The 22,154-nt window shown below is 58.0% G+C and carries 14 protein-coding genes and 1 pseudogene; 11 read left to right on the top strand and 4 right to left on the bottom strand.

From position 1 onward, the window contains the following. Positions 1-7 precede the first annotated feature (7 nt). The 10 genes and pseudogenes from trbE to ACIY1O_RS10090 form a co-directional block, all read left to right on the top strand. Positions 8-2,467: a conjugal transfer protein TrbE gene (gene trbE / locus ACIY1O_RS10135; RefSeq protein WP_397474975.1), complete on the top strand. Its 2,460-nt coding sequence runs from the start codon at positions 8-10 to the stop codon at positions 2,465-2,467. Continuing rightward, the gene (gene trbJ, locus ACIY1O_RS10130) at positions 2,464-3,204 is read left to right on the top strand and encodes a P-type conjugative transfer protein TrbJ (RefSeq protein ID WP_397474974.1); all 741 of its coding nucleotides are present in this window, start codon (positions 2,464-2,466) and stop codon (positions 3,202-3,204) included. The genes trbE and trbJ overlap by 4 nt, the downstream gene beginning before the upstream one ends. A gap of 16 nt (positions 3,205-3,220) precedes the next feature. Continuing rightward, positions 3,221-4,471 (top strand): P-type conjugative transfer protein TrbL, encoded by a 1,251-nt coding sequence (trbL, locus tag ACIY1O_RS10125; RefSeq protein WP_113934556.1) that lies wholly within the window; start codon positions 3,221-3,223, stop codon positions 4,469-4,471. Positions 4,472-4,482: 11 nt separating this feature from the next. Further along, positions 4,483-5,187: a conjugal transfer protein TrbF gene (trbF, locus tag ACIY1O_RS10120; RefSeq protein WP_113934555.1), complete on the top strand. Its 705-nt coding sequence runs from the start codon at positions 4,483-4,485 to the stop codon at positions 5,185-5,187. After that, positions 5,184-6,176 (top strand): P-type conjugative transfer protein TrbG, encoded by a 993-nt coding sequence (gene trbG, locus ACIY1O_RS10115; RefSeq protein ID WP_113934554.1) that lies wholly within the window; start codon positions 5,184-5,186, stop codon positions 6,174-6,176. Before trbF ends, trbG begins: the two co-directional genes overlap by 4 nt. Before the next feature lie 2 nt (positions 6,177-6,178). After that, positions 6,179-7,492: a TraB/TrbI/VirB10 family type IV secretion system protein gene (locus ACIY1O_RS10110; protein ID WP_397474973.1), complete on the top strand. Its 1,314-nt coding sequence runs from the start codon at positions 6,179-6,181 to the stop codon at positions 7,490-7,492. Beyond that, entirely contained in the window at positions 7,489-7,704 is a 216-nt protein-coding gene (locus tag ACIY1O_RS10105; RefSeq protein ID WP_180157887.1) for a DUF2274 domain-containing protein, read from the top strand. The genes ACIY1O_RS10110 and ACIY1O_RS10105 overlap by 4 nt, the downstream gene beginning before the upstream one ends. Before the next feature lie 184 nt (positions 7,705-7,888). Further along, complete coding sequence (locus ACIY1O_RS10100) at positions 7,889-12,772, top strand: AAA domain-containing protein (protein WP_397474972.1); 4,884 nt, start codon at positions 7,889-7,891, stop codon at positions 12,770-12,772. After that, positions 12,769-14,334 (top strand): hypothetical protein, encoded by a 1,566-nt coding sequence (locus ACIY1O_RS10095; RefSeq protein ID WP_397474971.1) that lies wholly within the window; start codon positions 12,769-12,771, stop codon positions 14,332-14,334. The genes ACIY1O_RS10100 and ACIY1O_RS10095 overlap by 4 nt, the downstream gene beginning before the upstream one ends. Before the next feature lie 106 nt (positions 14,335-14,440). Then, positions 14,441-14,826: pseudogene (locus ACIY1O_RS10090) on the top strand (TraB/TrbI/VirB10 family type IV secretion system protein); the annotation flags it as partial. A 119-nt stretch (positions 14,827-14,945) separates the two neighbouring features. Here the strand turns inward: ACIY1O_RS10090 and ACIY1O_RS10085 are convergent. Beyond that, positions 14,946-16,292: a DUF5623 domain-containing protein gene (locus ACIY1O_RS10085; RefSeq protein WP_397474970.1), complete on the bottom strand. Its 1,347-nt coding sequence runs from the start codon at positions 16,290-16,292 to the stop codon at positions 14,946-14,948. A 1,100-nt stretch (positions 16,293-17,392) separates the two neighbouring features. Here ACIY1O_RS10085 and ACIY1O_RS10080 point away from each other — a divergent pair. Further along, entirely contained in the window at positions 17,393-17,521 is a 129-nt protein-coding gene (locus ACIY1O_RS10080; RefSeq protein WP_397474969.1) for an entericidin A/B family lipoprotein, read from the top strand. A 214-nt stretch (positions 17,522-17,735) separates the two neighbouring features. Here the strand turns inward: ACIY1O_RS10080 and ACIY1O_RS10075 are convergent, their stop codons facing one another. From ACIY1O_RS10075 to ACIY1O_RS10065, 3 genes are read right to left on the bottom strand one after another with little or no spacing between them, the layout of a single operon-like run. Then, positions 17,736-19,871, bottom strand: coding sequence for a nitric oxide reductase activation protein NorD (locus tag ACIY1O_RS10075; protein ID WP_397474968.1), 2,136 nt, complete (start codon positions 19,869-19,871; stop codon positions 17,736-17,738). Positions 19,872-19,879: 8 nt separating this feature from the next. After that, positions 19,880-20,698, bottom strand: a complete 819-nt coding sequence (locus tag ACIY1O_RS10070) for a CbbQ/NirQ/NorQ/GpvN family protein (protein ID WP_397474967.1) — start codon at positions 20,696-20,698, stop codon at positions 19,880-19,882. 7 nt (positions 20,699-20,705) lie between these two features. Then, entirely contained in the window at positions 20,706-22,124 is a 1,419-nt protein-coding gene (locus tag ACIY1O_RS10065; RefSeq protein WP_397474966.1) for a cbb3-type cytochrome c oxidase subunit I, read from the bottom strand. Between the last annotated feature and the right edge of the window lie 30 nt (positions 22,125-22,154).

Below are 22,154 nucleotides of genomic sequence, written 5' to 3'. Positions count from 1 at the left end.
TGATGCCATGCTGAACCTTGCCGAATATCGTCAGCGCCCCGCATTGCTCGCCGACTGGCTGCCCTGGGCCGGATTGATCGCGCCCGGTGTGGTGCTGAACAAGGATGGATCATTTCAGCGCACGTCATGCTTTCGCGGGCCGGATCTGGATAGCGCCACCCAAGGTGAGCTGATCGCGACTTCTGCCCGCTTGAATAATGCGTTGCGCCGTCTGGGGTCGGGCTGGGCGCTTTTTATCGAGGCCGAGCGTCGTCCAGCGGCAGACTATCCCCATTCGGACTTTCCTGAAAGCCTGTCCTGGCTGGTCGATCAGGAGCGCCGTGCTGCCTTCGAAGAGGCCGGGCATCACTTCGAGAGCGCCTATCACCTGACGCTCGTGTTTCTCCCGCCCGAGGAATCCCGCGCCCGCGCAGCGGGAATGCTCTATGAGAATCGTCCGGCAGAAGGGGTGGACTGGCGCGAACGGCTGGCTGCCTTCGTAGCGGAAACGGATCGCGTCTTTGATCTGCTCGATGGTGTGATGCCGGAAATTTCCTGGCTGGGTGACGGCCAGACGCTGACCTACCTGCATTCCACCATCTCGACACGGCGTTACCGCATCGGCGTACCGGAAGTTCCGTTTCACCTTGATGCACTACTGACTGACTCCGCGTTGGTGGGTGGGCTGGCTCCGACGCTGGGTGATGCGCATATGCGGGTGGTGTCGGTGCGAGGCTTTCCGACTTCCACCTGGCCGGGCATTTTGGATGACCTGAACCGGCTTGGCTTTGCTTATCGCTGGAGTACGCGCTTTATCTGTATGGACAAAGCCGAGGCGGAAAAGGAGCTGCGCCGCCTACGCCGTCAATGGTTCGCCAAGCGCAAGAACGTTGTGGCGCTGCTCCGGGAAACGATTTTCCAGCAGGAGTCACCGCTGGTTGATACCGATGCCAGCAACAAGGCCGCCGATGCGGACGCCGCCTTGCAGGAGTTGGGCAGCGACCAAGTTGCCTTCGGGTATGTCACTACCACCGTGGCGGTGCTGGACACCGACCCCGCCGTGGCCGATGAAAAACTGCGCATGATTGAGCGCGTCATTCAGGGCAGGGGCTTTGTGACGATTCCCGAGACCTTGAACGCTGTGGATGCCTGGTTGTCCTCCATTCCCGGCAATGCCTATGCCAACGTGCGGCAACCCATTGTGTCTACATTGAATCTGGCCCATATGATGCCAGTGTCTGCGGTGTGGGCCGGGCCACAGAAAAATGAGCATCTGGATGGGCCGCCGCTCATTGTCACGCGCACAGAAGGCGCGACGCCATTCCGGCTGGTGACGCATATTGGCGATGTGGGCCATACCCTGGTTGCCGGGCCGACTGGCATGGGCAAGTCGGTATTGCTGGCCGTCCTGGCCAAGCAATTTCGCCGGTATCCCGGTTCGCGCATCTTCGCTTTTGACATGGGCCGCTCGATGCGCGCCACCATTTTAGGTCTGGCGGGCGAGCACTATGACCTTGGCAATGATGGCGAGATCGCCTTTCAGCCGCTGGCACGCATCGACCATGAAGGCTACCGCACCTGGGCGGCGGAATGGATTGAGGGCCGCTTGCTGCACGAAGGTATGGCCGTCAGCCCCGACGACAAGGCTGCCATCTGGTCGGCGCTGGGGAGTCTGGCGGGTGCGCCGGTGGAGCAGCGCACGTTGACGGGCTTTTCCGTACTGCTGCAATCGAACACGCTGCGCCAGGCGCTTGCGCCCTATGTGCTGGGCGGTGCGCACGGCAAGTTGCTGGACGCTGACCATGACCGGCTGGGTATGGCTGACGTGCAGGGCTTCGAGATGGAAGAGCTGATGCACAGCCCCGCCGCCGTGCAGGCGGTGCTGCGCTATCTGTTCGCAAGGTTTGACGAACGCTTTGATGGCGCGCCAACCCTTCTGATTCTGGATGAGGCATGGCTGTTTTTGGATGAACCGTCTTTTGCCGCCCGTATCCGTCAGTGGTTGAAGACCCTGCGCAAGAAAAATGTCTCGGTGATCTTTGCTACGCAGTCGCTGGCCGACATCAAGGATTCGAGCATTGCGCCAGCGATTATCGAAAGCTGCGCGAGCCGCATCTTCTTGCCCAACCCGCAGGCAACGGAGCCGCAGATTCGCACGATCTATGAAGGCTTCGGCCTGAACACCCGACAGATCGAGATTGTGGCCACCGCCCAACCCAAGCGCGACTACTACTACCAGTCGCGTCTGGGCAACCGCCTGTTCGATCTTGACCTCGGGCCGGCCACGCTGGCCTTTGCGGGGGCATCCACCCCGCAGGATCAGCGCGACATCGACCGCATCCTGCTGGACGCCGGCGTACCTGGCTTTGCGGATGCCTGGTTGCGCCATCGCGGTCTGGACTGGGCCGCCAACCTGTTGCCCGAGTTTCCCGGCTTCGCACCTTCAGTCACTGCCGTTGCTTCTCACCTACAGGAGAATCTGCTATGAAAACTCGCATGCTATCTGTATCGCTTGCTGCCGTTCTTTCGGCGTCATTACTCACCGCTTCGCCCGCTTGGGCCTGGAAAACGGTCTTTGACCCATCCAACTATACGCAGAACACGCTGACCGCCGTTCGTACACTGCAGCAGATCAACAACCAGATCAACCAGCTTCAGAACGAGGCCCAGATGTTGATGAATCAGGCCCGCAATCTGGCGAGCCTGGATTTCAATGTCGTCAACCGTCTGCGCACCACGCTTGCCGCCACCGAGCGCCTGATCGGCGAGGCGCAAGGGCTCAGTTACGAGGTGGCGAATATGGATCAGGAGTTTGCGCGCTTGTATCCCGACCAGTATGCCGCCACTGTGAGCGGCGACAGCATGGCTCAGGATGCCCGTGAGCGCTGGAAGAATACGTTGAATGGCCTGCATACCGCCATGCGGGTGCAGGCCCAAGCCTCGCAGAACCTGCGCGACGATGAAAGCACGCTGGCCGATCTGGTGAATCAAAGCCAGTCGGCGCAAGGCGCGTTGCAGGCTATGCAAGCGACCAACCAGCTTCTGGCCTTGCAGGCCAAGCAGGACATCCAGGCGCAACAGCTTCAGATCACCCAGGGCCGCGCCGCCTCATTGGAGCTGGCACGCCAGGCGGCGGCGACCGAGCGCGCCCGTGAAGTGCGCCAGCGCTTTCAGGGCAGCGGCACGCCGTATACGCCGCAAGCCGTGAATTTCTACGGCAACTGATCGGAGCGCTTGAACCATGAATGACGTGGCGGTGATCGACCGTTTTCTCGCTACCTTTGCGCAGTACATCGACTCGGGGTTCGGGCTGCTGCAAGGCGATGTGGCGTTTCTCACTGCTACGCTCATCGTGATCGACATGACGCTGGCCGGCCTGTTCTGGGCGATGAATCATGCCAGTGGCCAGGGCGACGACGTGATCGCCAAGCTGCTGCGCAAGGTACTTTATGTCGGGGCATTTGCCTACATCATCGGCAACTTCAATGTGCTGGCTGGCATCCTGTTCCGTTCTTTCGCTGGGCTGGGCCTGATCGCTTCAGGCTCGTCGCTCACGATGGGCAACTTCTTGCAGCCGGGACGGCTGGCGAAAACTGGTATTGATGCCGCCGCGCCCATTTTGGAACAAATCGGCGACATGGCAGGATTTCCCGAGGTGTTCACCAATATCGACCCAATCGTGGTGATGTTTCTCGCCTGGATGGTGGTGGTGCTGAGTTTCTTCGTGCTGGCGATTCAGCTTTTCGTGACCTTGATCGAGTTCAAGCTGACCACGCTTGCCGGCTTCGTGCTGGTGCCTTTTGCACTCTGGAATAAGACCTCATTTCTTGCCGAGAAGGTACTGGGCAATGTGGTGTCCTCCGGCGTCAAGGTGCTGGTGCTGGCTGTGATTGTCGGTATTGGTAGCGGCTTGTTTTCTGAGTTCCAGGTACATCCCGAAGAGCCGTCCGTCGACTATGCGCTGGTCATCATGCTGGCGTCGCTCTCTTTGTTGGCGTTGGGGATCTTCGGGCCGGGCATCGCGACGGGGCTCGTTTCCGGCGGCCCGCAGTTGGGCGCAGGCTCCATGGCCGGTGCCGCCGTGGGTGCGGTTGGAACTGCTGTTGCCATCGGTGCAGCCGCCACGGGAGTGGGTGGGGCGGTGGCGGCGGGGGCACGCATGGTTCCGGGCGCCGCCCGCATGGCTTCCGGCGCGGCTCGATCCATCGGTTCGAGCGCGGGCAGCATCCGGTCTGCTTTTCAGACGGGTGCAGCGGCGGGTGGTGGCCTTAAAGGAGCGGCGGGGGCAACCCCTGCTTCTGGTGCCGAGGCAAGCGCATCCGGTGGAGCGTCCACCGAGACAGCCAGCGCCCCTGCCCAACCGGCATGGGCTAAGCGCCTGCACCGCCGACAACAACTGACGCAAGCCGCCACGACCACTGCCCACGCGCTGCGCGGTGGGGATGGCGGCGGCGCGGGCCAAGGCCCAAGCCTGCGTGATTCCGATTCATAAGGGGAACCCTCATGCGTTTCAAACGACCGCTGGTGCGTTATGCCGAATCTCCGCAACCCGCCACACCTTACCAATCCGCCGCCCAGGTCTGGGACGACCGTATCGGCTCGGCGCGGGTGCAGGCCAGGAACTGGCGGTTGATGGCCTTTGGCTGCCTGTTGTTGGCGCTGCTCATGGCCAGCGGTCTGGTGTGGCGCTCGATGCAGTCCATCGTCACGCCCTATGTCGTGGAGGTGGATAACGCCGGCCAGGTGCGGGCCGTTGGGGAGGCGGCTTCGCCGTACCGGCCCAACGATGCACAAACCGCCCACCATATTGCCCGCTTCATCACGTTGGTGCGCTCGCTCTCCATCGACCCCGTCGTGGTGCGCCAGAACTGGCTGGACGCCTACGACTACACCACGGACAAGGGGGCCGCTGTGCTGAATGACTACGCACGGGTGAATGATCCCTTTACCCGCATTGGCAAAGAGTCCGTGACGGTGCAGATCACGAGTGTCGTGCGGGCGAGCGACACGTCCTTCAACGTGCGCTGGACAGAACGCCGCTACGTCAATGGCGCATCCGCAGGTCTGGAGCGTTGGACAGCGGTGGTGTCCATCGTGCATCAGCCGCCGCGCACCGAAGCGCGTTTGCGCAAGAACCCCCTGGGGCTTTACGTCAATGGCCTGTCGTGGAGCCGTGAACTTGATTCTTCTGAAGGAGCACAGCGATGATGCCGTCTTTGCGCTTTTACGCTTTTCCGTTGGCCCTGCTTGCCCTGGCGGGCTGCGCCACACAGGGCAAGCCGCCACCGGCCATCTCGCTCGATGAGCCGGTACAGGCTGAACTGCTGCCCGAGCCGCCTAGCCCGGTCGAAGTGATCGCTGTGCCTGAACCCCTGGCACTGCCGGCGCAATTGAAACCCTTGCCGGGTACGGAGGGCGGCACGTCCACGCCTGAACCCGCCGATGAAACCGTGCGGGTATCTCGCGCCAATGCCGAGGCTCGCGTTGCGCCGACCCGCGAGGGTTACGTCAATGCCATTCAGGTCTGGCCCTATAGCGACGGAGCACTCTATCAGGTCTATACCGGCGTGGGCCGCGTGACGGTGATCGCGCTGCAGCCAGGGGAGGAACTGGTCACGGTTGCCGCCGGTGACACCGTGCGCTGGATTGTTGGGGACACCTCCAGCGGCAGCGGCGCTGACTTGCGCGTGAACGTGCTGGTCAAGCCGATTCGGTCAGGTCTGAAGACGAACCTGGTCATCACCACCAGCCGCCGCACCTATCTGCTGGAACTGACTTCCACCGAAAAGACGTGGATGGCGTCGGTATCTTGGGAGTATCCAAAGGATCAGATGCTGGCCTTGCAGCGCCAGAATCAGGCAGCGCACGCCGGTGCGCCTGTTGATAGTGGGGTGGCGCTGGAACATCTGCGTTTCCGCTATGCCGTCAGCGGCAGTAATCCACCTTGGAAGCCGCTGCGGGCCTTTGATGATGGGCAGAAGGTCTATATCCAGTTTCCGGCTGGCATCGAGCAAGGAGAGTTGCCTCCGCTCTTTGTGATCGGCGCTGAAGGCGACGGCCAACTGGTGAATTACCGCTTCCGCTCACCGTACTACATCGTGGATCGGCTCTTTGGTGCGGCTGAACTGCGCCTGGGCGGTGATCGGGGTGACGTGGTGCGCATTGAACGCACTGATGGTGTGACGCGGAGGAACTGAACATGAGTGAGGAACGCGCACCCGATCCAGCCACGCCACAAGCGGCCGATAAAGTGGCACCTGAAGCCGTGGCGCTGCGCGCCCAGCCCCGGCCTGTGACGCGATTGAACCGGTGCACCTTAGCCCTGCTGGTGGGCGGGCTGTCGGTGGCCGTGCTGGGCGCCACGATCTGGTCGCTGCAACCCCAGCGGCGAGGTGCAGGTACACAGACCGAGCTTTACAACGTGGACCGGGTGTCAAAATCGGAAGGGCTTGATGCCTTGCCTGCAGACTACTCCATGCTGCTGACACCAGAAGTGCCACCCGATGTGCCGGAACTTGGCCCGCCGCTGCCCGGCGACTTGGGGCCGGCCATCGTGAATAGCCAGCAACCAGCGGTCGCCACCTATGCGCCGCCGGGCGTTGATGCTGAAGCTGCTGAACGGGAAGCGCGGCGCAAAGAAGCTGAAGCGGCGGCTGCTTCGTCGGTATTTTTCCGCACTGGCCAGGGGCAGTCTGGACAACCTGCGGCGGCGGCGACTGCACAGGCCATGCCCGTGGCTCCCGGTATAGATAATGCGATGGCCGCCTTCGATCCGCTGGCCGCAGGCCCAGCTTCTACAGCAGCACAGCCGACCGACCCCACCGCAGCACAGAACCGGCAAGACCAGAAAGAGGCATTCCTGCAATCCGGCTCTGCGGAAACCCGTAATTCCGGCAACCTGCAAATGCCCGTGTCGCCATATCAGGTCATGGCCGGTACGGTGATCGCGGCGGCCTTGGTGACAGGCATCAAATCCGATCTTCCGGGCGATGTCATCGGCACTGTGACAGAACCCGTCTATGACTCTGCGACCGGCAAGTATCTGTTGATTCCGCAAGGCTCGCGCATCCTGGGCCGCTACAACAGCCAGGTCAGCTACGGCCAAAGCCGGGTACAGGTTGTGTGGCATCGGGTCATCCTGCCTGACACGTCCTCGCTCACACTGGATAACCTGATCGGCACCGACCCGGCGGGCTATGCCGGCCTGGAAGATGAGGTGGACTGGCACTGGGGCCGCATCGTTGGCGGTGCGGTACTGACAACATTGCTGGGAGTGGGCGCCGAGCTGGCCGCCCCGGAAAACCGCCAAGACGGCGACCGCATCATCATCGCGGGACGCGACAGCGCCCAGGACAGCATCAATCAGGTCGGCCAGGAAATGACCCGGCGCAACATGAACATCCAGCCCACCTTGACCAGTCGCCCCGGCTTGCCGGTGCGGATCATCGTCAACAAAGATTTAGTGCTGCGACCGTACCAGCCATTGTTCTTCAACAAGGGAGCATCACAATGAGCACTACCCGAAAGCTGCGTTTGGGGCCGCTACCTACAACAACGACCGTTAAGCTGACCTTCACATGCCCGGTCAGCCTGAAAGCGGAGCTGGAGCGCTATGCTGCGCAGCATGCGCAGACGTATGGGGAAGCTGTCGATGCCGTGACGCTGATTCCACATATGCTGGAGCGGTTCATGGCTAGTGATCGAGGGTTTAAGAGGTTAAGATAAGGTAACCTAAAGTTTCCGAAACCTTTTGATTTATTGCTGCATCTATTCACCGTCATAGTCAGAAGGTTTGCATTCGCCATATATAAGGAGTAAATGGCGCTGTGGTTAGGCTTCCCGATCACGGGGCTTCGAATGCCCAACGTAGTGCTGTTGCGGACATGACCTGTATCCCGAGAATTCAAGAATGAAGATAGACATCATTAGCAGTGATGGTATTCATGCGTCGGAGAAGGAGGCTCTAGAGCGCATGCGCACGGCCTTCAACGCATCCGAGTTCAGTCAGTCATGGCAGGGTTATGCCGGATTTATGATGATGGATACGACGTATCGAGATCGTGAAATCGACTTGGTATTACTGACCCATGACCGACTTTTGCTTATCGAGTTGAAAAAGTGGCGTGGCAAGATTGAGCCTATGCAGGATCATTGGCTACGTGACGGTGAAGACATGGGCCGCTCGCCTGTGAAGGTTCTGGCGGATAAGTGGAAGATTCTCTCTTCCAAGATACGTAATCGACTTAAGGAGCCTGCCCGCTCGGTTTTCATTGATTATCGCGTTGTAATGTGCGGCCCTGCGGATTTCTCGGAAATACCGGATGATGAGAAAGCGTTTGTTTGTACACTCGATCAGTTTCTGAAAATAGCTAAGCAAGGCGGCTACCGGAGGGAATTTAGTACGTCGTGTGCGGGAAAACCAAATCAACATCTGCAGGTCTTCACTCAGTTTTTCCGTGGTCGTGATTTCAAACCCTCTGGCTTTTCCTTCAATAATTTTCGGATTGCTGGCGAGGCGACCTTCCAACACCCAAAGGCGTTGTACAAGGAGTACAAGTCGGTAAAGAAGGATGATCAGCGTCATGAAGCATTGCTTCGGCGGTGGGATTTTTCGGTACTGTCTGGTATTGCCGATACCATTGATGAGCGCGCGCGCATTGCGTTGCGCGAACATAAGGTCATAGGCTTTATCCAGGAGCAATGCGAGTATTTAGATGGCGTAGTGCTTCAACCGCTGTCTCATCCAACGCGTGACGACATCGACGCTGATTTTTGCGAGCTGTATCGGCTACCTTCACGTCAACTCAGACTTAATGAGTTCGTCCAACGCCATGGTCCAGACATAAGCTTTAATGATCGCCTGGCCATTATTAAGGTTTTGCTGTCACATTTTGCTGATTTGCACGATGCTGGTGTGGCGCACCGTGATATTAGTGATCATAGCCTGTGGCTGGAACGTCCTTCGAAAGTCTCTATCTCGGGTTTACTGACTGCCTATTTTCCCGAAGTAGGAACAGTGGGACCTCTGCGTAACAGCCTGCGGGCGGGCCAGGCTGTGCTTCCCGAGGACTCTGAGCTAGGCCAAGGTGAGTCGAGTGATGCGTTTCAAGGTGACGTTCACCTATTGGGAGCCGCAGCGCATCATGTGCTGTTTTTGAGCCCGCCGCCTCAGGCGGAGGGAATTTTCCAATGGGAAGAGCCAACTGATATCACTTGCGATCCAGACCTGGCCGATTGGTTTGCTAAAGCTCTAGATCTGGTGCCATCAGCGCGTTTTCCTAATGCCCGCGTTATGCTCGATGCCCTGAACGGTTTGGCCATTGGCAGGCAGCCCAAAGGTGAGGTGGACATGCGCGCCTTTGAGCCTTATCGCAGTGAGATCATGCCTATTGTGACTTATCCCTTGGAGGAAAACCTCAAACAAGGGAACAGTCATCTTTATCGCTCAACGGTTGGAGGTCGACCGGTTTCTGTCAAAATCTGGTACGGTCGCCGTCCAGATCCAAAGCGTTCGGAAGAAACTCATGTGTTGAAGGCGTTTCTCGACAAAGCATGGTTGATAAAAACTCAGCCAAGTACGTCGTTAGCTCCAATAGTCGATTTTGGCATTTCAGATGCCGGCACTTTTCTAGTCCAGCATTGGGTGGATGGTCATGGCATATTTGAAGCTGGCGCAGCCTGTGAAACGGCGTCAGACATACTTGCGTTGTGCCATCAACTGGTCAAGGCTACTAGGCATCTTCATGCTTTGGATATTCAGCACGGTGATTTGCATCCTGGTAATGTCCTAGTTGAATCCGGTGAAGTACGCTTTATCGATGCCATTGACCTCCTGCAGGGAGGGGGAGTTGAGCCGCACAACATAGCCTATGCGCCTGGGGATTACGGCACAGTCTCACCGGAGCAGCACGATTGCTACGCGGTAGCGAAAATTTGTGCGGAATTATTGGACTGCGTTTCGTCTTGGGGGGAAACGGATCCAGCACCTTTGCGTGAGGAGATTCGACGCTGTCTTGATCGTGAGTTGCGTGTGCACGCACTCGATCTAATTGATGACGCTCTGAATCAGTTGTTGAACCCACCCGTACCAGACATTGGGCCTTCCTTTGTCGTGAACATCCGTCAACTGACCTCACGCGCACCGCTTAACGGTGATAATGGACAATTCCATATTGGAGTCGCGATTGAACGGCCGCGTAACGGGCAGAAGTCGTCGCATGTGGAAATTTCGGTGTCTGGAGTGCGGCAGCGTTTACTCGTTTTTCTCAAACCTGAAACGCTCGAGTTTAGGTCTCTGCGCCTGCGTGAAATGCCGCATAGCCAATTTGTATATACCGCTAATAAAGCATGCGCAAAGCTGCAAGCGGATATCCAGTTTCTTCCCGCATCGGCAGACAATGCTGACGATCTGCTCAAAGCTTTGCTGGCACTTCCGGAGGTGAGTTCGGCTGTTGCTGTGGTTCAGGCTCGGATGCTTGGCCTTGACGAACCTGTAGATCAGACTGAACTTGAAGAGGACAACATAACTGGTTCAGGGCGTGCTGTACCAGCTACCGAGGCTCTTTGGCGTGCGATTCTAGAAGCTGAAGAAGCGACGTTGCCTGAGGTCGAAATTGTTGCTTCGGTAACGCGAGAGATGGGTCGTCGCGATAAGTTGCGTATTCCCTATCACAAAGAAGGCGAAGCGCTTGACTATGAGTCTGATGCGAAGGTCGAGGCGTTGCAAGAGGTGAGCGGAGAGTTGATGCGCATTGGTGACGTCGATATCCGTGAAACCACGCAGTCCATCCTTGTGCTTGAAAACACTCGCTTTCGCATGCAGACAGGCGTGGGTGAGCGTATTAAGTTGCGTAGCCAGCAAGACCTATCTTCATTTCGTCGCCGCCATTTGGCCGTCATGCGCATCTTAGGGCGCGAGTCTGTTTTGCCTGACCTGATTGACTACTTCGATCCTCGTTTATGTCCATCCCCTCAGGACCTACAAGCACCGCCGACTGAGGAAGAGCTTGATACGTATGATCGTTATGATGATTCGGGAAAACTGGTGTTTTCCTTGAATCGTCAACAGCGTGACGCTTTCGTCAAACTATGGACAAAGGGGCCGCTCAGTCTGCTTCAAGGCCCTCCGGGGACGGGCAAGACAGCGTTTATTGCGTCGTTTATTCACTATGCGATGGCTCATGGTGCAAAAAGCATCCTGCTTGCGAGCCAGTCACATGAGGCGGTCAATACCGCAGCCGAGAAAGTCATCGAGTTGTGCCAGCATACTAATCTGCCACTTGATGTGGTGCGGTTTGGCGCCGAGGGAATGGTGTCGGAGCAACTTCGGCCGCATCATTCGGCCTCAATTTTGCAGGCTTATCGAGAATTGTTTCGTTCCGAAATGCGCCGACGGGTTGCTGCGTTAAACCGCAACCTGGGGCTACCCAGCGCGTTCGTGGAAGCTTGGTTCGACATCGACTTTCATCTTGGCAGTTTGCGTCGGGAAATCGATCGATTAATGCTCAAGCAGGAGCAGTCAAACGTCTCTAAGGAAGAGCTTTCTTCTCTGCCGGCTCGTATCGGACAGCGCTCAGATCGTTTTCGGAGGTTGGCGATCGAGAAATTTGGAATTCAGGATGTAGAAGATCCACGTGACATCGTTGAGCAACTGAAGCGTACAGCCATGGAGACTTACGGTGTGACGTCGCACGATGCGGTGGCTAAGCTCGACCAAGTCATAGAGATGGCGCAGGAGTGGGTGGATCGACTAGGTACATTGCGCGGAAATTTTGAAGAGTTTCTTGCGAAGACACGGTCTTTAGTGTGCGGTACTTGTGTGGGACTGGGAAGGTCACAGTTTGGGGTTGTGAAAAATCGCTACGACTGGGTGATTGTCGATGAGGCCGCCCGCGCCACTCCTGGGGAGCTAGCAGTTGCGATTCAGTCGGGCCGGCGAGTCCTGTTGGTTGGAGATCATCGCCAGCTACCGCCGCTATACACAGAGCCACAAGTGCGACGGATTGCTGCTGATCTGCAGTGCTCGGAGCGCTCAGTGTTAACACGCAGCGATTTTGAACGGGCGTTTGAGTCTGATTATGGTCAGCAGGTTGGCGCTACGTTGCAGACTCAATATCGCATGGCGCCACCGATCGGTCAGTTGGTCTCCGATTGCTTCTATCCCGTGCCGTTGCAGCCAGGTCGGGGTGATCCGCCAGCTTGGTTTGAGGCATTGCCGGAACGTCTCCAAGCCGTTGTAACCTGGGTCGATACCTCGGATGCTGGGCGGGAATCATATGACCGACCCAAGGAGCCGGGTTTCGATAATCTCTATGAAGCCCATGAAATATTGGATTTATTACGCTCGATTTGCACTACAGAAGCTTTTATCCAGTCGCTGATGAAAGATTGCTCGGAGGATGATAAGCCCATCGGGGTCATTTGCATGTATGCCGAACAGCAGCGTCTGTTACAGCGATTGTTTAGTGAGCAGGATTGGGCAACGGGCTACAGGCGTCTAATCAAGATTGATACGGTCGATAGTTATCAAGGCAAGGAGAACCGGATCATCATTGTGGCCACTACTCGGAATAATGGCAAGTTCGTGCAAGGTTTCTTGAGTAGCCGTGAACGAGTGAACGTAGCGATTTCGCGTGCCATGGATCGACTAGTGATTGTCGGCGCGGCTCGTATGTGGCGCGAGCGTCACCAGCAGTCGCCGATGGGTCGGGTACTTGCACACATTGAGGAGCATCGCGATGGCCGAGCGTTTGCTATGGTGCAGGCATCCCAAATAGAAGGAGTGCGAATATGATCACGCTTGAAGAGAGGCAATTGCGTGAGTATCTCGCAGTCGATGAGGTCACGTTTGCTATTCCAGCACAAAGCTTTGCTATTTCGTGTTCTATCAGCGCAGAGGAAGCATTGCCAGTTGTCACTGAATTTGCCCTACGCATTGCATATGTGTGTGGCACGCTCAGTCCCGAACAATTACAGGACTTCTTCGGTTTCTCAAAGAAGGAAACGGATGCGGTGCTCGACTCGTTGCTGGACGAGCGCCTATTGCAATGGAGCGATGATCATCTAGAGCTTACCAGTTACGCTTTGGCGCGTTTCGAAGCGGCTAGTTCTGATAATTTGCCGCGCTTTTTCAAGATCCAGGACTGGAGTGCTGAAGTGGTATTCGATCTGATCAGTTTCAACCCGGCGGGGCGCCCGAGTCGCCTAAAGCGGGTGAGTTGGCAGGTTGAATTGGCGATGCGTAATGTCGATAAGCAGTCACGAACAAAACAGTATGCAGAACAGTCATTCCAGCAGAATTTTCACCAAATTTGCAACAAGGACAAAGCCGAGATTTACAAAATCAGTGCTATTGATGCCGGTGAGCGCTTTAGTATCCCGTTGTCATGCAAATTTCAACTTGACCTTGATGGTCAGACAAGTTTACGGCGGGACATAGATGATGAGGACTTTGGCAATCGGTTGGAAATTGCGGAGGCAATTACAGATGCTTTGGCCGACTACGAAAAGCGTGAAAATGAGCGCCTTCGAGAATTTATTGAAGTCTTTGATGGGGCGTTGCTCCAACGCTATGTCACTGCTGATAGTTTTGACTTGCGCCGATATGTCCAAGATGTGCACCTGAGCCGGCTTGTACGAGCTAACGATGAACGTGTGGTGCCGATATTGGGTGCAATGTACTTGCCGCGCAATGCAGACTTGCTGATAGAGCGTATTCAGGCTGCTATGCCTTCGGCTGAGATAGAGAAGGAGTCGTCTTCATCGAACGTGGAAAGCTCTGATGTTGAGATTCATCAACAGGCTTCCGCGTCTAAGCCGACATCGGCATTATGGTGGGCACCGCAATCATCATTGTGGGCACGCACAAGCAAAGCCAAAGAGTTGGCGATAAAGATCGATAGCTTGCTCAAGCCCAAAGAAGAGAGCGCTACCTCATCGGGGGTGTATGCGGCAGTGCTGAAGCCACGGCACTTTCCTAAAGAGAGGCTGCATATGTACAAGAATCATTTTAAACGTCTCCTGGCAACGGACGTCACATTGATGGATGGGAGTTTGGAACTGTTGATCGTGCCAGACACGCTGGTGTGTGCAATGTTTCATTTTCACTTAGCGCACCACGCTGTGGCGGTGCCGATCGGCTACCTGTCATCTGTACCGGAACATGTCGCAGTTGCAAGTCGGTTGGTCTTTTCCCGCATGGAGTCTCGGCTCGACTCTGTCATTACTGAGCATGAGGATGAGGATGGGGAGATCGTACGGGGTTTCACCCATTTTCTCACTGAACTAAAGACGCAATCAGAAGCAAGTCGCTTGCCTACGCTAGGTGGTAGGCCTCGCCTGACGCTTAAGAAGTAATCCCTGAAAATTATCAGCCTCACGATGCTGGGATTATTCGCTGTGAGTTGTCGTTCGTCAGCTATTTTGAGTGGTTTGAATCGCCCTGGATCCAGGGTGACTCAGTACAGTGATTTCAGCCGCCTTGGTAACATGTGTCAAGTCCGATCTTCCGGCCATGTCATCGGCACTGTGACAGAACCCGTCTATGACTCCGCGACCGGTAAGTATCTATTGATTCCGCAAGGCTCGCGCATCCTGGGCCGCTACAACAGCCAGGTGAGCTACGGCCGAAGCCGGGTACAAGTCGTGTGGAACCGTATCATCCTGCCCGATACGTCCTCGCTCACACTGGATAACCTGATCGGCACCGACTCGGCAGGCTATGCCGGCCTGGAAGATGACGTGGACTAGCATTGGGGCCGCATCGTTGGCGGTGTGGTACTGACAACGCTGCTGGGAGTCGGCGCCGAGCTGGCCGCCCCGGAAAACCGCCAGGACGGTGACCACATGGGCCAGACGAAGCAATCGCTGAGCCCGGATAGCCCTGCTAGCGCTCCCTGTTGGATCCGCAGTGTGGGAGGGCCTGCCCCCTTTCGGGGGCAGGGGAGTGGCTGTGGGAGAGCTTAACGTCAGGTGGCAGCTAGGATACTCTGGACTTTCGTGCTGAACCCAGCATTCTTGAGCCGAGATTTTTCCAATTCGCTGGCAGCCACTTCAAAAACGGTCAGCAATTGACGCCGTGGCTTGCAGTCGGCATAACCTTGCTCGACGATGGCCCGTGCCATCGAAAGCATTTCCACAAGTTCGGCCTCTGAATTGCCAATCAGCATACGGCCGCCATAATAGATGTCGTAAGCGTCATCGCCCAGCTGGTCTTTGTGCTCCATGAGCGACCAGTCCTCTAGATCAGATCGCACGCCCGACAATTTTCGATGAACACGTAAGGAAAAAGTCGTGGAAGAGGCTAGCCCTTGCACCAGCGGCCCCAACTGCTGGTGCAGGGGGAAGGGCATCGCCTTTGCTGGACGCCAGCGGGAGGAGATGCCCGGTTGACCACCATAGGGCGTGGCGCCATTGTGATCCACCCAAGACGGGCCTGGGCGGCGCCGACGTGGCTTTGCATCCGCTTGGCGTTTAGGGCTGACGAAATCGTCGTTGCACATTCCCGTCTCGTACGGCCAAACCTCTGGATTATTAGCGGCCTCAATCTTAGCCAACGCACGAGTGACACGTTGCAGCAGTGCTCCATCAGGGCTGATCAGGAAGGGCGTACACTCGCCAGCGTAGTAAATACCCTCCCAGCCTGGCGGCGTGATCATCTTTAGGCCATTGCGTTCAAGCCAACGCTCTCGTTCCGCTGCGCGGTTCTCAATTGCAGCCGCATAAGGCTCATCGAGACACACATAGCTTTCGGTCGCTGGGTCGAACCAATCTGACATGTGGTCGCGCCCAGGCAATTCCGTCAGGGCTTGTGCGATAGCATCGTACCGCTTTGTTGACACTGGCTGCAGGCCCGTCGCTTCCATAAAGTAGAGGCTCCGCACTGCCGAAAGCAAAAGTTCGCGCGCCGCATTCCGCCCCTCCACATTGGTCCGATATTCCAAATGATCTTCGTATTCCATTCGAAATCCATGAAGTCCACGTCCGTATCCAACACGGTGTTTGGCCACGATACCAGGCAGCGGCCGGGAGAGATCTACACGGAAGATCTCGCGGCCGGCCCGTATTTCCCCAGGCCGGCGTTCACCGTGACGCAGGCGCGGCGCATACCAATGTACAGAGAGAAAAACGGGAAACCTTTCTGCCTTGAGCACGCGAGTAAGATGGCGCTTCGCGTGCATGAAGTTCTCGAATCCAGCCTGACGGCTGGCTTCATCCAGAGCGTGAGTGTGAGGGGTATTATGCTCGCGGCAGATTTTCTTAGCGAGTTGCTTAATGCCGTCCACGGAAGACGGCCGAATGCTGGCGATATTCATGCGCTTCGATCCTTAAAGCCTAATGCACAGCGTCACCGTCGCCACTGCTATAGGCCGGGAATGAAGGCATCGGCCGAAAAGAATCAATAAGCACTGCTCTAGGAGCTTCGTGAGACGGTGTCGAGCGCGTGCCAGCGCTGAATCAGTCTACTCGGCTCTACGCGTTGAAGTCAACCAACCTACCGACACTAACCTACTGGCTGGCTCAAACCCACGAGGCTCCGCCGGTGCCCTGGTTGAATGAGTCGACCCTGCTTTTTCTAGAGAATCCCTGCACATACTTGTATAGAATTCCGAGCTGATCGACTTCGACAAAAATAATAAAGCCGTCTCTGCGCGAACAGAGACGGCCTTTCGAAACTGGTGCCCGGGGCCGGAATCGAACCGGCACGCCTTGCGGCGGGGGATTTTCTTCCCACTTCGGCTTTCGCCGCCGCCATGCCGAAGCATGACGTTCGTGGTCTGGAGCACGCCTTCACCATAGCTTTTCAGCCTTAGGTGCCCGCCGTCTGCTCTCTACACCTTCCGAGGGGCCTTTCGGCTCCAGGGCTTGGCTCGGCATTAGCTCGGACTTATCGTCCAGGGCCTTCACCGAGTTTGACGGGCTTCACCTCTGAGGTTTCCCTCGGAGGGCTCAAATTTGGTCTGAGTCCCCTGCGTCTACCAATTTCACCACCCGGGCAAAATTGTGAAGCAGTTCTACTTCACTACTACTTACTACCACCTGCTAGGAACTAGTATGAACTGGTCTGGCTCCTATTTGGCTCCTAGAGCGAAAATCAATGTTTTCGCAAAGAAGCTACAAATCCCTGCAAACCCTTATCCCATGCGGCTTGGTGAGCATTGAACTCATAGTGCAAATAGGTAGAAGTACCTATTTTTGAGTCCCCTGCGTCTACCAATTTCACCACCCGGGCATTGAATGGGTCGCCTGGCTGAACGCCGGGCGTGGCAGGAAAGGCGTAATTATACACGCTTGTTTAACCCTTGACCGCCCCCTCCGCTCCCTCCTTCAGGCCCGCAAATTGCTACTCCACTGGCTAAGCGTGAACGCTTGTTCAAAAGCGGCGCTTTGAACCTAGTCTATCCAGGAGAAACACATGAAAACACGAATCTGGTTGCCTATTATTCTCGCCCTGGCGGCGCTGGCGGGATGCAAGAATACGTTTCATGGCGCGGGCCAAGACATCGAGCGCGGCGGCGAGAAGATTCAAGAAAGCACACGATAGCGCTTCGTGCATGAGGGGAGTAGTGCCTGGCCGGTCGCTACGTAGTGGTTGGGGCCGGCCAGGCTCTTGCGCTCGCGGTTTCTGAAGGCGAAGCGGGCCGGCATCAAGTATCTTTTTACTTCAGCAGTCCGCCACCTACGGCATCAGGGGAAACCCGATCGCCCGGCTGGGTTGTCGGTCACATTAGTGCGTTCATTGCGGCACCAACGGGCGCCTATTGCGCCACCAACTTGCGCATCCAATCCAGCAGCACCGTAGGCAGGGCTTCGGCACGGGGTAGCAGCGCGTACTGCCGCAAGCCGAAAATGCTTTGCAAATACCCTGCGGCGTGCCGGTCTATGGTCAGGCAAAACGGGAAAATCCCCTGCATCTTGGCCTCGTCCACGGCCTTCTTCATGTCTTCGACGCCATAGCGTCCTTCATATTGATCCACATCATTGGGCTTGCCGTCGGAAAGCAGCAGCAACAGGCGATGTTGTGCGTGTTGTTTCATCAGCGCCGCGGTGGCGTGGCGCATGGCGGCGCCGGCGCGGGTGTAGTGTTGGGCGTCAAGGGCGGCGATGCGCAGGGCGATGTCGTTGCTGTAGGGTTCGGCGAAGGCTTTTACTTCTGTCACGGTGACGCCTTGGGGGCCTTCACCCGAGAAGGCCAGTATGGAGTAGGGTGCGCCCAGGCGATCCAGGGCGATGCACACCAGCAGCAGGGCTTCGCGCTCAACGTCGATGATGCGCTTGTTCGCCGTCAGCCACGAGTCGGTCGAGCCGCTAATGTCTATCAGCAAGGTAATGGCAAGGTCCCGCGATTCGGGCCGCTGTGTTCTATATAGGCCTTGGGGCATGGGCAGGCCGGCGCGCAGGTCGGCCCGGCCTTCTATATAGGCGTCCAGGTCGATTTCGTTGCCGTCCATCTGGCGTCTCAGCCACAGGCGTTCGGCACGCAGGGCCTCGAAGCGCTTGCGTATGGCTTCCAGCACGGTCTGGTATTGCTCCAGGGTTTCGTTCACCCATTTCTGTGGGCCGGGCTGGGGGCTCAGCAAATGCACTGCTGCGCCGGGGTGGCGGTAGCCGCTCTGGCGGTGGTCCCATTCGGGGTAATGCAGGGTGCGGGCGGGGGAATCTACCGGCTTGGGTTTGTGCAGGCTGCGCTTTTCGGGCGGGTCGTCGGAAAGCAGTACTTCTTTGGCGGCCCCAGGGGTGGAAACCAGCCGTGCTTCGTTCAGTTCCGACAAGGCGTCGGCGAACTCTTCGGCGGGTGTGTCTTCGTCGCGATCCACCGGGCGCTGCATGCCGCGCGGGTCTTCCGCCTGTTCCAGGGGGGGGCCGGTCTGCACCATCCAGGTACCCTGGCCCCGCTTTTCGTCTTCGTTCTCGTCTGGTTTGCGTTCTTTGGGGCGGCGCGGCATGCGGGCGCTGCGCGGGGGGGTCTGGTTTGGGTCTTGCTCGAAGGCTGTGCCTTCCTGTTCCAGCAACGCCCGTTCGTTGGTCGGGTACAGGTCGCCGGTCCAGGCGTCGTGAAGCAGGGCGTTGCGCTGGGGCAGTTTCTTGTGGGGGAACGCAGAGGCCAGGCGCAGGGCAATGTCGTGCGCGGCGCTTAAAGATAATTCGGGCGTGGCGCAGTAGGGAAGCCCGTCTGCGGCTTGGGCGGGTGGTGTTCGTAAGGCAGAAAGCTTTAATGCCTGAATGGCTTCGCCCACGGCTGACAGCGACGGCGGCTTGGCAAGGGTGGTTTCCAGTACCCATTGGCGCAGGTTGGCAATATCCGCCGCTGCGCCGGGAAGGCGCTGCAACAGATCCATATCGGCTGCCTGGGCCTCCAACAAGACATACACGGCGCGCACAATGGGCGCGAGACGTGTTGGCGCCCAACTGGGGTTGTGCACCTTTAGCAGTGCATCTTGCCCTGGCGTGTGATTTTGCCCGGCCGCCTGCGTTAACGCCCCGCTTTGCGCCTCGCGCACATATAAAGCACTGCCGCGCACTGCTCGCGTGGCCTGTTGCAATGCCATGGCCCGATAGCGCGATATGGCAACCGGCATATCAACTGCGGTTACGTCGACGGGCAGCCAGATGGAATGTCCATCGGTGGCGGGCACGCCCGGCCCCCATTGATGCACGTCGTGCCGGCGGAACAAGCGCGTCAGCATGGTGGGCGGCGCGGGCGGCTGGGCCAGACGCAAGGCGTGGGTTTGTTCGAAGACGGCGCTGATCAGCAGGTCGAGCCGCTCGGCAACCTGGGCCAACACGATGGGGCGGGGCTGGTTGGCGGGGCCGCGATGTTTAAGCCACAGGCTGCGGGCGTAGGTGGTGGCGTGTCGGGCCGCGTCCTGCAGTACGTCTTCGGCTTCGGCCATGACAGCTTTTAGGCGAAGCTAAGGTCGACCAGGTCGCGCATGGCGCCAACCAGCGAGGCGTCGTCGGAAAGCGGTGAAACCAGGCCGGCATAGCAGGCTTCGCGCGGCGTGATGCCATGCGCCATCAGGCCGGCTGTGGCGACCAGCAGCCGGGTGCTGGGTACTTCGGCCAGGCCGCGGTCTTGAAAGGCCCGCAGTTTGTGGGCCAGGGCGACCAGCGCGGTGGCCTGGGCGGGGTCGATGCCGCTTTCGGCGGCGACGATCTGGGCTTCGCGCTCGGCGGGGGGGAAATCGAAATCAAGGGCCACGAAGCGCTGGCGCGTGCTGGGTTTCAGGTCTTTTAGCATGCGCTGGTAGCCGGGGTTGTACGAGATCACCAGTTGGAAGCTGGGCGGGGCTTCAAGCACCTCGCCGGTCTTGTCTATGGGCAGTATGCGGCGATGGTCGGTAAGGGGGTGCAGTACCACGATGGTGTCTTGCCGGGCCTCGACCACCTCGTCCAGATAGCAAATGGCGCCCTGGCGCACGGCGGTGGCCAGCGGGCCGTCTTGCCATATGGTGTCGTCGTGCCGGATAAGGAAGCGGCCGATCAGGTCGGCGGCGGTAAGGTCGTCGTGGCAGGAAACGGTAACCAGCGGGCGGCCCAGGCGCCAGGCCATGTACTCTACGAAACGCGTCTTGCCGCAACCGGTGGGGCCTTTAAGCATGACGGCCAGCCGGTTTTGGTGGCACTGCTCGAAAAGCGTGATTTCGTTTCCCTGAGCCAGGTAGTAGGGTTCTTGGTCGCCCGGCGCAAGGCGGGCGACCGTGTTGTCGAGATGCTTCATTGGCACGCTAGGTTGACCGCTGTCCGGCATAGCGGGTGTCATGCAAGGGAGGCGAACCTGCCTGGCCTGTTGGAACGGCATCAGCGTCGTTGTGGTTTTCAGCCTCGCCGTCCAGTATGGGCGCATGGCGGAAGAAATCCCAGATGAACAGGCCCACGCCAATGACGAAGATGGAAGCCGTGGCAACCAGCATCAGGAAGTGCACTTGAATCTTCAGCTGCACATCAAGATAACCGATACCCAGTACGCGCTCAAGATAGACCTGGCCGATGCCGGCGGTGGCGAACGAGAGGGTCATGCCGAACATGCCGCAAATTTGCAGCCAGAAGGCCCAATAGCCCACGCTGCTGCCGGCCTCGCTGCGATTGCGCACCATGGTGGGCATGGCATAGGTGATGACCGCCAGAATGATCATTACATACGCACCATAGAAGGCCGCGTGGCCGTGCATGGCGGTGATCAAGGTGCCGTGGGTCCATTTATTGATGGCCGGAAAGGTATGGGCCAGGCCCAGCAAACCCGCGCCGAACAAGGTGAACACGGCGCTGCCGATGGTCCAGTGCAGGGCCAGCAGGTTGGGGTGACGCACACCCGAGCGGCGGATGGCAAAGTACGCATACATAGCCATGCCCACTAGTGCAACAGGCTCGAGCGCGCTGAAGAAGCCGCCCAGCGGCAGCCAGTACGCTGGTACACCTACCCAGTAGTAGTGGTGGGCCGTGCCCAGGATGCCGGCGATGAACACCAGGCCCACAATTACGTACAGCCATTTTTCAAGCACTTCGCGGTCGGCGCCCGAAAGACGAATAAGCAGGTAGGCCAGGAAGGCGCCCTGGATCATTTCCCATACGCCTTCCACCCATAGGTGGATGGTCCACCAGCGGTAGTAGATGGAAACGACGTAGTTTTCGTAGTGCAGCAGGGCGGGCAGGTACAGCACGGCCGAACTGGCCAGGCCCAGCAGCAGCACGCCTTCGGTGGTGGTGAAGCGCCCTGATCGCTTGATGGTCATGCCTATGTTGTACAGGAAGATCAGCATGCATATGACGATGACGATCTTGTGCGGCAGCGGCTGCTCGAGCAGCTTGTTGCCTGTGCCGTAGCCGAAGAAGTAGCCGATGACGGCGGTGACACCCATGATGGCCCACAACACCAGTTGTATGTAGGCAAGCTTGGGGCTGTACAGCTCGGTGCGCGATTCGTCGGCGACGATCCAGTAGGTGGCGCCCATGAAGCCGGTCAGCACCCAAACGATAAGCAGGTTGGTGTGAATGGTTTTGGTGACGTCGAACGGCATGATGTTCAGCAGCGGGTCTGGGCCCAGGTATTTGGCTGCCGAAAGCAGGCCAAAGACCATTTGCAGGCCGAACAGAATCATTGCAAGCGCGAAATACCAGTAAGCGACGGATTGGGTTTTGTAACGCATGGCGGCTCCAGTTTCCGATGGGCTATTCAG

The organism is Pusillimonas sp. (assembly GCF_044464525.1).
In the GTDB taxonomy this organism is placed as follows: Bacteria; Pseudomonadota; Gammaproteobacteria; order Burkholderiales; family Burkholderiaceae_B; genus Pusillimonas.
The sequence above is the reverse complement of the archived record's forward strand: the minus strand, read 5'-3'. Positions and strand labels throughout refer to the sequence as shown.

Bases quoted from the DNA above. Each gene is read 5' to 3' on its own strand.
- trbE (WP_397474975.1), top strand. From the start codon at position 8: ATGCTGAACCTTGCCGAATATCGTCAGCGCCCCGCATTGCTCGCCGAC.
- trbJ (WP_397474974.1), top strand. From the start codon at position 2,464: ATGAAAACTCGCATGCTATCTGTATCGCTTGCTGCCGTTCTTTCGGCG.
- trbL (WP_113934556.1), top strand. From the start codon at position 3,221: ATGAATGACGTGGCGGTGATCGACCGTTTTCTCGCTACCTTTGCGCAG.
- trbF (WP_113934555.1), top strand. From the start codon at position 4,483: ATGCGTTTCAAACGACCGCTGGTGCGTTATGCCGAATCTCCGCAACCC.
- trbG (WP_113934554.1), top strand. From the start codon at position 5,184: ATGATGCCGTCTTTGCGCTTTTACGCTTTTCCGTTGGCCCTGCTTGCC.
- ACIY1O_RS10110 (WP_397474973.1), top strand. From the start codon at position 6,179: ATGAGTGAGGAACGCGCACCCGATCCAGCCACGCCACAAGCGGCCGAT.
- ACIY1O_RS10105 (WP_180157887.1), top strand. From the start codon at position 7,489: ATGAGCACTACCCGAAAGCTGCGTTTGGGGCCGCTACCTACAACAACG.
- ACIY1O_RS10100 (WP_397474972.1), top strand. From the start codon at position 7,889: ATGAAGATAGACATCATTAGCAGTGATGGTATTCATGCGTCGGAGAAG.
- ACIY1O_RS10095 (WP_397474971.1), top strand. From the start codon at position 12,769: ATGATCACGCTTGAAGAGAGGCAATTGCGTGAGTATCTCGCAGTCGAT.
- ACIY1O_RS10085 (WP_397474970.1), bottom strand. From the start codon at position 16,292: ATGAATATCGCCAGCATTCGGCCGTCTTCCGTGGACGGCATTAAGCAA.
- ACIY1O_RS10080 (WP_397474969.1), top strand. From the start codon at position 17,393: ATGAAAACACGAATCTGGTTGCCTATTATTCTCGCCCTGGCGGCGCTG.
- ACIY1O_RS10075 (WP_397474968.1), bottom strand. From the start codon at position 19,871: ATGGCCGAAGCCGAAGACGTACTGCAGGACGCGGCCCGACACGCCACC.
- ACIY1O_RS10070 (WP_397474967.1), bottom strand. From the start codon at position 20,698: ATGAAGCATCTCGACAACACGGTCGCCCGCCTTGCGCCGGGCGACCAA.
- ACIY1O_RS10065 (WP_397474966.1), bottom strand. From the start codon at position 22,124: ATGCGTTACAAAACCCAATCCGTCGCTTACTGGTATTTCGCGCTTGCA.